General features: G+C 75.5%; 1 protein-coding gene. It reads left to right on the top strand.

Features of this window, described 5'->3' with window-relative positions:
• Window positions 1–83: 83 nt before the first annotated feature.
• Window positions 84–924: hypothetical protein (locus C1J00_RS43695; RefSeq protein ID WP_146046430.1), on the top strand; the 841-nt coding region annotated here is incomplete at its 3' end.

Here is a 924-nt window from a genome sequence, read left to right as displayed (position 1 = left end):
GTCCGCCCGTACCCGTGTGGCCCGCGCTGCACCCTCCACGCCCCGAAGCCCCGCAACTCCCAGCCGCAGAAGGAGACCACGACGTGAGCGCCACCACCGTCACCCCGACCCGGGCCACGTGCCCCGCCCAGACCCTCGCCGCGCGCGTTGCAACCCTCCTGCCCGAGCGGGCCGGCCGCGGCTGGACGGTCGAGCCGTACGCCCCGTGGTGGACCGTCCGGTACCCCGCCGCCCGCCTCGTGCAGGGTGGCCGTTCCCTGGTCCTGGTCGCCCGCACCTGGGACACGCAGATCGGCTGGCAGCTCCCTGACCGTGAGCCGACCCGCCCCGACCTCCACCTCGAAAGCATGAGCCCGGCCGTCATCGCGCGGGAGGTGCTGCGCCTGGTGCTGCCCGTCCTCGACGACGAGGCCGCCGGACGCGCCGCCGCCGACGGCCCCCGCGTCATGGGGAGGCTGGAGCTGCTGAACGAGATCGGGCACGCGATGCGCCTGCAGGGCGTGGCGACGTACAACCGGATCGGCCTCCTGGCGGACACGTCGACCCTGGCGTGGGGTGCCCCGTCCGGTGCCCGGTACTCCGTCACCCTGCACGGCACGAACCCGGTGGCCGACGTCCAGATACACGGCCCGGTGCGCGCCGTGGAGAAGGCTGTGGCCTACTTCCTGCCCGGTGAGCCCACCGGCCAGCCGACCGCCCCCGCCGGGGTCCGGGGACGTCTGCAACGCCGCCTGGCCGCCGTCCTCGCCCGGCACGTCGCCGTCGAGCAGACCGACCAGGGCGGACTCGCGTTCGGCACCCGGCCCGGCCCGTACGGGTACGCCGCGCCCGCCTTCGACGCCCAGGCCCGCGCGCACATGACCCCGGCGTCCGTCGACCTCCACGGCATCGGCGCGGACTTCCTGATCTCCCTCGCCCCGCAGC

Origin of the sequence: Streptomyces cahuitamycinicus (assembly GCF_002891435.1) — a bacterium.
Classification (GTDB): domain Bacteria; phylum Actinomycetota; class Actinomycetes; order Streptomycetales; family Streptomycetaceae; genus Streptomyces; species Streptomyces cahuitamycinicus.
This window is presented reverse-complemented; position numbering and strand designations above follow the sequence as displayed.